9 protein-coding genes are annotated in these 9,667 nt (G+C 60.8%); 4 read left to right on the forward strand and 5 right to left on the reverse strand.

All coding sequences use genetic code 11. From position 1 onward, the window contains the following. The first annotated feature begins 35 nt into the window (after positions 1 to 35). Complete coding sequence (locus ACOERD_RS27865; RefSeq protein WP_419741171.1) at positions 36 to 1,475, forward strand: aldehyde dehydrogenase family protein; 1,440 nt, start codon at positions 36 to 38, stop codon at positions 1,473 to 1,475. 57 nt (positions 1,476 to 1,532) lie between these two features. Here the strand turns inward: ACOERD_RS27865 and ACOERD_RS27870 are convergent, their stop codons facing one another. Further along, complete coding sequence (locus ACOERD_RS27870) at positions 1,533 to 1,970, reverse strand: glyoxalase superfamily protein (protein ID WP_419741172.1); 438 nt, start codon at positions 1,968 to 1,970, stop codon at positions 1,533 to 1,535. Positions 1,971 to 2,144: 174 nt separating this feature from the next. Further along, positions 2,145 to 2,987: a methylated-DNA--[protein]-cysteine S-methyltransferase gene (locus ACOERD_RS27875; protein ID WP_419741173.1), complete on the reverse strand. Its 843-nt coding sequence runs from the start codon at positions 2,985 to 2,987 to the stop codon at positions 2,145 to 2,147. A 118-nt stretch (positions 2,988 to 3,105) separates the two neighbouring features. Here ACOERD_RS27875 and nth point away from each other — a divergent pair, with 118 nt between their 5' ends. Both nth and ACOERD_RS27885 read left to right on the forward strand, forming a co-directional pair. Next, positions 3,106 to 3,750 (forward strand): endonuclease III, encoded by a 645-nt coding sequence (gene nth, locus ACOERD_RS27880; protein ID WP_419741174.1) that lies wholly within the window; start codon positions 3,106 to 3,108, stop codon positions 3,748 to 3,750. Further along, the gene (locus ACOERD_RS27885) at positions 3,747 to 4,736 is read left to right on the forward strand and encodes an adenosine kinase (RefSeq protein ID WP_419741175.1); all 990 of its coding nucleotides are present in this window, start codon (positions 3,747 to 3,749) and stop codon (positions 4,734 to 4,736) included. Before nth ends, ACOERD_RS27885 begins: the two co-directional genes overlap by 4 nt. A 175-nt stretch (positions 4,737 to 4,911) precedes the next feature. Here the strand turns inward: ACOERD_RS27885 and ACOERD_RS27890 are convergent, their stop codons facing one another. The 3 genes from ACOERD_RS27890 to ACOERD_RS27900 form a co-directional block, all read right to left on the reverse strand. Continuing rightward, positions 4,912 to 5,751 (reverse strand): DUF547 domain-containing protein, encoded by an 840-nt coding sequence (locus tag ACOERD_RS27890; RefSeq protein ID WP_419741176.1) that lies wholly within the window; start codon positions 5,749 to 5,751, stop codon positions 4,912 to 4,914. Then, positions 5,748 to 7,121, reverse strand: coding sequence for a radical SAM protein (locus tag ACOERD_RS27895; protein ID WP_419741177.1), 1,374 nt, complete (start codon positions 7,119 to 7,121; stop codon positions 5,748 to 5,750). The genes ACOERD_RS27890 and ACOERD_RS27895 overlap by 4 nt, the downstream gene beginning before the upstream one ends. Positions 7,122 to 7,187: 66 nt before the next feature. Then, entirely contained in the window at positions 7,188 to 7,673 is a 486-nt protein-coding gene (locus ACOERD_RS27900; protein WP_419741178.1) for an RNA pyrophosphohydrolase, read from the reverse strand. A 137-nt stretch (positions 7,674 to 7,810) separates the two neighbouring features. Here ACOERD_RS27900 and ACOERD_RS27905 point away from each other — a divergent pair. Continuing rightward, a partial coding sequence (locus tag ACOERD_RS27905) for an FAD-dependent oxidoreductase (protein ID WP_419741179.1) occupies positions 7,811 to 9,667 on the forward strand: 1,857 nt, incomplete at its 3' end.

Raw genomic sequence — 9,667 nt, forward strand, 5'->3', positions numbered from 1 at the left:
ACCAGTCTTTGACATCACGGCCCGGAGGATACGCCATGATCGAAAAACACGATTTCTACATTAACGGTCAATGGGTTGCTCCATCTGAGGCGAATGATTTCGAGGTAATCAATCCCTCGACCGAGGAACCCTGCGCGGTGATCTCCCTCGGCTCTCAGGCCGACACTGACGCTGCCGTTGCCGCGGCCAAGGCGGCCTTGCCCGGCTGGATGGCAACGCCGGTCCAAGAGCGTATCGCCTTGGTCGAAAAGCTGGCCGACCTCTACATGACCCGATCCGAGGATCTGGCGCAGGCCATGTCGCTTGAGATGGGCGCGCCGATCGACATGTCGCGCACGGCTCAATCCGGTGCCGGGATCTATCACCTCAAGAACTTCATCCGCGCTGCCAAGGCGTTTGAATTCGAGCGTCCTCTGGGCGATCACGCCCCCAATGATCGCATCATTTATGAAGCCGTTGGTGTCGCAGGTCTGATCACCCCGTGGAACTGGCCAATGAACCAGATCACCCTCAAGGTAGGCGCGGCGGCCATCGCGGGCTGTACGATGGTTCTGAAACCGTCCGAGCAGAGCCCCCTGAATGCGATGATCTTTGCCGAACTGATGGACGAGGCAGGTTTCCCACCCGGAGTATTCAATCTGGTGAACGGCGATGGCGTCGGTGTCGGTTCGCAACTCTCTGCACATCCGGATGTGGACATGATCAGCTTCACCGGCTCGACACGCGCGGGTACCGCGATCTCAAAAAGCGCTGCCGATACACTGAAGAAGGTGCATCTGGAGCTGGGCGGCAAAGGCGCCAACGTGATCTTTGAGGATGCGGATGAGAAAGCCGTGAAACGCGGCGTTCTGCACATGATGAACAACACCGGCCAAAGCTGTAACGCTCCAAGCCGGATGCTGGTGCAGCGCCCGATTTATGACAAGGCCGTAGAGACCGCAGCCGAAGTGGCCAACGCTGTCACGGTCGGTCCTGCGACGGAGGAAGGCCGACATATCGGCCCCGTTGTGAATGAGCTTCAGTGGACCAAAATTCAGGACCTGATCCAAGCTGGTATCGATGAAGGCGCGCGGCTGGTCGCGGGCGGCACAGGGCGGCCCGAGGGGCTGAACAAGGGCTACTATGTGCGCCCGACGGTGTTTGCCGATACCAACAATCAGATGACCATTGCGCGGCAAGAGATCTTCGGCCCAGTCCTGACCATGATCCCCTTCGACACCGAGGAAGAAGCCGTCGAGATCGCCAATGACACGCCCTATGGCCTGACCAACTATGTCCAAACACAGGATGGCGCGCGCGCCAACCGTATGGCGCGGGTATTGCGATCCGGGATGGTTGAGATGAACGGCCAGTCGCGCAGCGCGGGTTCTCCGTTCGGCGGCATGAAGCAATCCGGCAATGGTCGCGAGGGCGGCGTATTTGGTCTGGAAGACTTCCTTGAGATCAAAGCCGTCGGCGGCTGGGCAGCAGAATAGCCATACAACCTGATCCAGAAGGTATGGTGAGGCTCGGGCAGAGCCTCGCCCTTTTTTTTAGGCTGGACGCAAAACCAGCTGGGGTTGCCCGTCAGACGTCCTTTGTGCTGAGCGTCCATCCCAACCGATCACCCCGGTTACACGTTGGCGGTACGAGGAAAAGCTCTCGAACTGCACCACATCAACTGGCGTTTCAAAATGCAGGGTAACCCTGCGGTTGGATCCGTCACCCAACAGGGTCATGCCGCGTATTTCGGCTGAGAACGGCTGCCCCAGATATCGCCCTTCAACCCGATCTCCGACACGCAAGTGCATGCGGTTTCCAGCTTTGGCGTGCAGTGTATTCCAATCCCGAACGCCATATTGATGGGCGAGCATCTCCAACGCCTCGCTATGTGAAAGGGTCACATCTTTGGCGCGTAGGTCTTCACGCAAGCGCTTGGCCTGCGCTTTCAACTCGTCTATCGGTGGGATCGTTCTTTGTATCGTCATCATGTGCCTCGTTTCCTTGAACGGGCGCGAAATCTGGACGGGGTTCGCATTGCCATCCGCGCGCCGTGAAAGTGGCAACAGATGTACTTATTCAGGGTTTCACCAAAGCCAATGGCCGCGAACGGCAGGGGACCCAAACCTTGCGCGTTCTTTGGCACTGCATGGTTGCAGAGTCAATCAGGCATCCGCCTGCGCAGCCTCATAGGCCAGCATCGCGCGCTTCACTGGCAGACCCCAGTGGTATCCGCCCAGACCGCCCGACTTGCGCAAGGCCCGGTGACATGGGATCAGCCAACTGACCGGGTTGCGCCCAACCGCCGTGCCAACTGCGCGCACCGCCTGCGGCGACCCCACCCGCTGCGCGATCTCTGAATAGGTTGTGACCTGACCCGAGGGGATGTGCATCAGCGCCTCCCACACCTTGATCTGCAGGGGTGAGCCGATCAGATGCAGTGGCGTCTCAGACCGGTCCGCGCCGAAGGAGGCCTCAACCCAAGGACGCAGCTTTTCGGTATCCTCGACGAAATTGGCCTTGGGCCAGCGCGCGGTCATGTCCTCCATCGCGGCGGCCTCGCCGGTTTCGGCACCGAACGCAATTCCACAGATGCCCTTGTCGGTCCCCATGACCAATGCCGGACCAAAGGGACAATCGAACCACCCCCAATAGACGGTCAGGCCAGCGCCTTTACGGGCGTACTCACCTGGGCTCATGGATTCCCATTTCAGGAACAAATCATGCAGCCGGCCACTGCCGGACAGGCCGACATTATGGGCGGTCTCCAACGTGGTGAACCGTTCCCGCAGCAGGGCTTTGGCATGGCCCAGCGTCAGATATTGCTGGTACCGTTTCGGCGACACCCCGGTCCAGCGCGAGAACAGGCGCTGGAAATGGGCGGGGCTCATGCCCATCTGACCGGCCAGTTCTTCAAGGCTGAGGGTTTCGCCGCCCTGATCAATCAAGTCGATCGCGCGGCGCATGACGTTGTAGTGATATCCGCTTTCGGGGGTCTGGACGTTCATGGCTTTCACCTCATCTGTTGATCTGAATCATAACGCGCAGCTCACGCCCCCGCGACCCGGAACTTGCGCATTGGCTTTGGGCTTGTGTCACTGGCCCTTGGGCGGCATTAAGGCTCGGATGGCAAAGCAACTCGATTACCACACGATCCGCGAGATCTTTACGCGCTTTCAAGAGGCCGACCCGGAACCCAAGGGCGAGCTGGAGCATGTGAACGTCTACACTCTGGTCGTGGCAGTAGCGCTTTCGGCGCAGGCGACCGATGCGGGCGTCAACAAAGCCACGCGCGAGCTGTTCAAGATCGCAGATACTCCGCAAAAGATGCTGGATCTCGGCGAAGAGGGCCTGATCGAGCATATCAAAACCATCGGCCTGTTCCGCCAGAAGGCGAAGAACGTCATTAAGCTCAGCCGTATTCTAGTCGAGGACTACGATGGCGAAGTTCCCAATTCCCGCGCCGCGCTGCAATCGCTGCCCGGTGTGGGACGCAAGACGGCCAATGTGGTTCTGAACATGTGGTGGCGGCAACCGGCGCAAGCGGTAGACACGCATATCTTCCGTGTCGGCAACCGCACTGGTATCTGCCCCGGCAAGGACGTAGATGCCGTCGAACGCGCCATTGAGGATAATATTCCAGCCGACTTTCAACTCCATGCACATCACTGGCTGATCCTGCACGGGCGCTATCACTGCAAGGCGCGCAAGCCGCAATGCCTGACCTGCATCATCCGTGATCTCTGTCAATTCGAGGACAAGACCCTATGAAAACCTACCAACTGACCGGCATCGGAAATGCCGTTGTGGATGTCATTTCCCAAGCCGATGACAGTTTCCTGGAACTGATGGGCATCGAAAAAGGCATCATGCAACTGATCGAGCAGGAGCGCGGAGAAGTGCTCTATGCCTCGATGGAGGGTCGGGTGCAGACGCCGGGTGGGTCTGTCGCGAACACCATTGCGGGCGCGGGTGCGCTGGGTCTGGATGCTGCCTTTATTGGCCGTGTGCATGATGACGCGTTGGGTAGATTCTATGCCGATGCGATGAACGAAGACGGCGTGGATTTCGTGAACCCACCTGTGCCGGGCGGCGAGCTACCAACCTCACGCTCGATGATCTTTGTCTCGCCCGATGGCGAGCGGTCGATGAACACCTATCTGGGGATTTCCTCGGAACTGTCCTCTCAGGACGTCTCGGACGAGGTTGCCGGGAACAGCCAGATCATGTTCCTCGAAGGCTATCTCTTCGACAAGGAAAAGGGCAAAGCCGCGTTTCTTGAGGCCGCGCGCGCCTGTCACAGAGGTGGCGGCAAGGCCGGTATCGCCATTTCCGATCCTTTCTGCGTCGAGCGCCACCGGGTCGATTTCCTGCTGCTGATCGAGAACGAACTGGACTTCGTGATCGGCAACGAGGCTGAGATCAAATCGCTGTTCGAAACCGAGAATCTTGAGGACGCACTGGCCAAAACCGCCGCAATCTGCCCTCTGGTCGTCTGCACCCGTTCGGGCGACGGCGTGACGGTTCTGAACGGCGATACCCGTCACGATGTTGCGGTCGAAAAGGTAGTGCCCGTAGATGCGACCGGCGCAGGCGATCAGTTCGCAGCCGGTTTCCTGTACGGCATGGCCACTGGCCGCGACTATGAGACCTGCGCCAAGATCGGCAATGTCTGCGCGCGCGAAGTGATCAGCCATATCGGTCCGCGCCCCGAAGCCAACTTGCAAGAATTGCTGCGGGAAGAAGGATTGCTGTAAAGCGCTAAGCCGGAACAGCGCCGACCCGCGGGGAGGCGCATCCGGCCTCCGATATTAAGAGCTTTATCGCGGCCAGATTCTGATAGGCTCAAGCTGCGCCCAACGCTGCAAAAGCGCCGCCCCGAGGGGGCGGGTCGGTGCTGGCGCGGCGGCCTGCGGCCTTTGCTCCGCGCCGTTAGGAGCCAGCCCCTGCGTCATTCAACGCCCAATCATATTCATAAGCATTCACACGTTGGGCTTGCTTGAGGCGCTGTTGCAACTCCGGGTTGGCTGCTGTTCCGAGATAGGCGATCACGACCTGTTCATTCGCCCCGAAATCCTCGCGGAACCAAATGTAGATTTTCGACAGGATCAACCGCCCCTGATCATCGAACCGCACTCCTCGCGGGTCGTTGACATAGGCGCGCTCGGCGGCGGCAAGGTCGCGTTCCAAGGTCTTGGCCTCCCACGCGCGGGCCATCAGGTTCGGACATCCCACCGCTGCGCAGTTCAGCGCGTAGTGAATGCGCGGCTCATTGAAGGTCGCTCGGATGATGCGGTGTTCGATGTCGTTCAGGGTCAAGCTCTGACCCGAGACCACGGCCAAAGGACTACCCCAAGGGCCGATCGAAAGCGGCCCATCCTTGATATCCCGGATCGAGGCGACCGGATAGGCCTCAAGCACCACATCCACCGTCAGCGCGTTATAGAGGTTGATCCAATAGGTCAATTGCTGATCGCGGGTCAGATCGGCCGGATCAACGGTCTGCAGCCCGGTCAGATAAGCATCCAGCAGCGCGCCATCTGCCGCACTCACCTGTCCATAGGCCACCCGGTTCACGCCGCGCGCATCGGGGGTCACGTAGCGGGTCAGAAAGCGGGTCCAATCGCCATGATCCACCCTCTCACCCGGGGGGGGCGCGGCGCGGGTCAGGGCCGAGTCGGGCAAGGGCGTCGCGGCAGGCACGGCCAACCTCTCCACACTGGCGCAAGCAGCCAGAAGCGGCAGCAGCATCAGGATCAGAACCTGTCTCATGAAGCGTCCTTTCGGCTTTGACGAGCAGCGCGCAACTGCCCTTTGAGGCGTTTCAGCGGAGCCGCCTCGGGATCTTTCAACGCCGGCAAGTCCGGACGAGTTGACAGGCCGCGCGTCGCCGAGTTCCACCAATAGGTGCCCATCGGACGGTCCACCCGATCCGGCGCGGCCAGATGCTGATCGCGCTGTGCGTTGTGGACGCACATGGAGAGCGGCCCATTGGCTGTCGCAACCATGAACACGCAAGAGGCGCAGCGGTCTTCCTCTAACGCATCCGCAGCCATGAAATTGTGGATGAATACGGCCTGCCGCCGTACCGGGCCGCGTAGCACCCCCGACCCCAGCCGCAGAAGGCAGCCCACCAGATGGCCAAGCGCCCAAAGGGCCAGCAGTGGATGGCGGCGGATCAGGCGTCCCACGCTGGGGCGGATGCGGATATGAGCGTCCTGTCCGGTATCCACATCTTCCAGCGCCGTTATCACCCGCTGAACCAAGCGCTGGTTCGACAGCAACGACACGGCCTTGCCCCCCGCAGAAACAACGCTGCCATACCGGTTGCAACTGGAATGCCCGACGGCCGCCGAGTCGAAATGCAAAGACGTGCCATAGCCTTGCTCGACCGCGCGGATGACGCTGTCTTGCGTGATTGCATCGGGTCGCGCCCGCAACACACCGCGCCCGGTATCCGCTTGCATCTGGAACGAGACAAAACCGACCTCGGGTTGATCCCGCAGAAACCGGGCCAAAGAAGGGATTTCAGCAAAGTTGCCGCCAAAAACGGTCGTGTTGAAGAGGATACGCAGCCCCAAACCACGCGCCCGGTCGATATAGGTTTTGCGCACGCGGTTGAGCTCCACCTCGGAGACGAACCCGTTGCGCTCTTGCGTCATGTCCACGTGAAAGGCCACGTCATCCAGCCCTGCGGCGGCCAACCGCGTCAGCATCGCCCGGCTGGCGCGGATACCGTTGGTCATCAGGCACGAGCGCATACCCAGCCGCCTGATCTCGCGGCAGAGCGCCTCAAGATCGTCAACCTTGCGCAGCGTCGGGTCGCCGCCGGTCAATTGCACGGAAACGCCGCGGCCATAGTGGCTGCGGATCGTGGCAATCCGCGCGAACAGGACCGACAGCGGAGGATCATAGGTCATCTCGGCCCGGTCCGAGAGGTAGCAGAGCGTGCAGTCCAGATTGCAGCGCTGCGTCACCTCAAGCGCGACGCAGGCCATCGGGTAGAACCGCCCTGCCGTTTGAGAGGGACCGAACTCTCCGCACCCGCGCAATCCCTCACGCAGAGGCGCGCGCCGGTCCGAGCCCTGAAATCGCCGTCCGGCGGGTTTGGTGTTGATGTGGTCTGGCAGGGTGTCTTTCATGCCCCCAAGCTAGAGGCACGCCCTAACCCGAACCACGCCCCCTCACGGCAACGTGCAGGCTGGTGATCAGCTCAGATGATTCTCAAAAGCCGCGATCACCCGCTCATAGACCGCGCGCTTGAACGGCACGATTTCTTCAACCAATTGGTCCGGGGACTGCCATTTCCAGCTGGTGAATTCTGGATGGTCCGTTGCAATATTGATCTGGTCGTCCTGGCCGGTGAAGCGCAGCAGAAACCATTTCTGCTCTTGCCCGCGATAACGGCCTTTCCAGATTTTCGGAACGATGTCGTGGGGCAGATCATAGGGCAGCCAGCCGTCAGTCTCGGCCACCACCTCGACCAGGTTAGCTGTCACGCCGGTCTCTTCCCATAGTTCGCGCAGCGCCGCATCTTGGGGGTCCTCGCCCTTATCCACCCCGCCCTGAGGCATCTGCCACGCGTCTTTGTGGCGGTCATTGCGCTGGCCGACAAAGATCTTGCCCTCGGCATTCATCAGCATCAGCCCGACACAGGGGCGATAGGGCAGTTTGGCGATCTCTTCCGGGGTCATGCGAGGCCTCATGGACATGGTTCGCGACCTCTCTATCAAGCCGCGCGACAGGCGCAAAGGGGATGACGTTAGGTTTCGCGTGACAATGTTTACGCGAACGTCAATCTATTTCTCAACTTCGGAAGGGAGAGTTCGCCATGACTGCGTACCCAAACATGCTGGCCCCGCTGGACCTGGGCTTTACCACGTTGAAGAACCGCGTGCTGATGGGCTCGATGCATACCGGGTTGGAAGAGACCGGCGACTGGAACCGAGTGGCCGAGTTCTATGCGGATCGCGCACGCGGCGGCGTGGCGCTGATGGTGACGGGCGGGATCGGCCCGAACCTCGAAGGGTCTGTCCTGCCGGGCGCGGCGATGATGACCACCGACAAGGACGTGACGAACCATTCTATTGTGACCGACCGCGTGCATGAGGCGGGCGGCAAGATCGCGATGCAAATTCTGCACGCCGGACGTTATGCCTACGGCCCCAAATGCGTGGCACCCAGCCCGGTGAAATCCCCGATTTCTCCGTTCCCGCCCAGTGAGCTGGACGAAGACGGGATCGAGAAGCAGATCAGCGACATCGTGAATGCAGCTGTCCTCGCCCAGAAGGCGGGTTATGACGGGGTCGAGATCATGGGCTCTGAAGGGTATTTCCTGAACCAGTTCCTCGTGACCCACACCAACAAACGCGAGGATCGCTGGGGCGGCTCCTATGAGAACCGGATGCGCCTGCCGATCGAGGTCGTGCGGCGCACGCGTGAGGCAACGGGTACTGATTTCATCATCATCTATCGCCTGTCGATGATCGATCTGGTCCCGAATGGCTCGACCCACGACGAGGTGGTCGAACTTGCACAGAGGATCGAACAAGCCGGTGCCACGATCATCAACACCGGCATCGGCTGGCACGAGGCACGGATTCCCACCATCGCCACCAGCGTACCGCGCGCGGCGTTTGCCTGGGTAACCAAGAAGCTGATGGGCAAGGTTGGCATCCCGGTGATCACCTCGAACCGGATCAATACGCCCGAGGTCGCCGAAGAGGTTCTGTCGACCGGCTGTGCCGACATGGTCTCGCTGGCGCGTCCGATGCTGGCAGATGCGGATTTCGTCAACAAGGCGATTGCCGGTCAGTCCGCGCAGATCGCGCCGTGTATCGCCTGCAACCAGGCCTGCCTGGACCATACGTTCGGCGGCAAGCTGACCTCCTGCCTGGTCAACCCACGTGCCTGCCATGAAACCGAACTGGTCATTGGCAAGGCCGAGACGCGCAAGACCGTTGCCATTGTGGGCGCTGGCCCGGCCGGCCTGTCTACCGCTATGACCGCCGCGCAGCGCGGTCATGACGTCACGCTGTTCGACCGCGCCTCGGAGATCGGCGGACAGTTGAACATGGCGAAACAGGTGCCGGGGAAAGAGGAATTCTGGGGGCTGGTCGATTGGTACCGCACCATGATGGAAGATCTGGGCGTGAAGGTGGAATTGAACCGCGAAGTCAGCGCCGACGACCTGACCGGCTTTGACGAAGTCGTCATCGCCACCGGCGTCACCCCGCGTGATCCGGAAATCCCCGGTCAGGACCGCGACAACGTCATCAGCTATATCGACGTGCTGCGCGAGAAAGCAGAGGTCGGCAAATCCGTCGCCGTGATCGGTGCGGGCGGGATCGGCTTTGACGTGTCCGAGTTCCTGCTGGAGGACGGTCACAGCATCACCACCGACCTGCCTGCCTGGATGAAGGAATGGGGCGTGACCGACCCGGAACAGCACCGCTCGGGTCTTGCACCGGAAGGCCCTCAGCCTGCAGCCCCAGCACGTCAGATCACGCTGCTGCAGCGCAAGAAACAGGCGCATGGCAAAGGCTTGGGCAAGACAACCGGCTGGATTCACCGCGCGACACTCAAGATGAAAAACGTCAACTTCGTGGGCGGCGTGAATCACGAGCATATCGACGATGACGGCCTGCATATCAGCTTTGGTGAAGAGCGCGCCGACCCGACGGTGATT

Origin of the sequence: Ruegeria sp., from assembly GCF_965199275.1 — a bacterium.
Taxonomy (GTDB): domain Bacteria; phylum Pseudomonadota; class Alphaproteobacteria; order Rhodobacterales; family Rhodobacteraceae; genus Ruegeria.

Coding starts and splice junctions, on each gene's coding strand:
- ACOERD_RS27865 (WP_419741171.1), top strand. CDS start 36: ATGATCGAAAAACACGATTTCTACATTAACGGTCAATGGGTTGCTCCA.
- ACOERD_RS27870 (WP_419741172.1), bottom strand. CDS start 1,970: ATGATGACGATACAAAGAACGATCCCACCGATAGACGAGTTGAAAGCG.
- ACOERD_RS27875 (WP_419741173.1), bottom strand. CDS start 2,987: ATGAACGTCCAGACCCCCGAAAGCGGATATCACTACAACGTCATGCGC.
- nth (WP_419741174.1), top strand. CDS start 3,106: ATGGCAAAGCAACTCGATTACCACACGATCCGCGAGATCTTTACGCGC.
- ACOERD_RS27885 (WP_419741175.1), top strand. CDS start 3,747: ATGAAAACCTACCAACTGACCGGCATCGGAAATGCCGTTGTGGATGTC.
- ACOERD_RS27890 (WP_419741176.1), bottom strand. CDS start 5,751: ATGAGACAGGTTCTGATCCTGATGCTGCTGCCGCTTCTGGCTGCTTGC.
- ACOERD_RS27895 (WP_419741177.1), bottom strand. CDS start 7,121: ATGAAAGACACCCTGCCAGACCACATCAACACCAAACCCGCCGGACGG.
- ACOERD_RS27900 (WP_419741178.1), bottom strand. CDS start 7,673: ATGACCCCGGAAGAGATCGCCAAACTGCCCTATCGCCCCTGTGTCGGG.